Origin of the sequence: Streptomyces sp. NRRL WC-3618, from assembly GCF_001280005.1 — a bacterium.
Classification (GTDB): Bacteria; Actinomycetota; Actinomycetes; order Streptomycetales; family Streptomycetaceae; genus Streptomyces.
Genome location: NZ_LGDW01000384.1, coordinates 1 through 275, shown reverse-complemented (window position 1 = coordinate 275; position 275 = coordinate 1). Strand labels below are relative to the sequence as shown.

Annotated in this window: 1 protein-coding gene; it reads right to left on the bottom strand. The window is 65.8% G+C overall.

Going from position 1 to position 275, the window contains the following annotated elements; all coding sequences use genetic code 11:
- Positions 1–275, bottom strand: a 275-nt coding sequence (locus ADL01_RS27175; RefSeq protein WP_199834938.1) for an alpha-glucosidase C-terminal domain-containing protein, incomplete at both ends; no start/stop codon positions are given.

Sequence of the window (275 nt, the reverse complement as noted above, 5' to 3'; positions counted from 1 at the left end):
CAGTAGAAGCCGTGGCCTGCGAGGGTGAGGAGGTAGGGGAGTTCGCCGATGGCGGGGAAGCGGACTCCGCCGATGAGTTCGACGGGGTGGGTGCCGCTGAACGCCTGGAGGTCCAGTTCGGTGGGCTGGGCGAAGCGGGAGAAGTTGTGGACGCACAGCACGAGGTCGTCCTTGTACTCCCGCAGGAAGGCGATGACGGCCGGGTTGGTGGAGGGGAGTTCGGTGTAGGAGCCGAGGCCGAAGGCGGGGTTCTGTTTCCGGATCTCGATCATGCG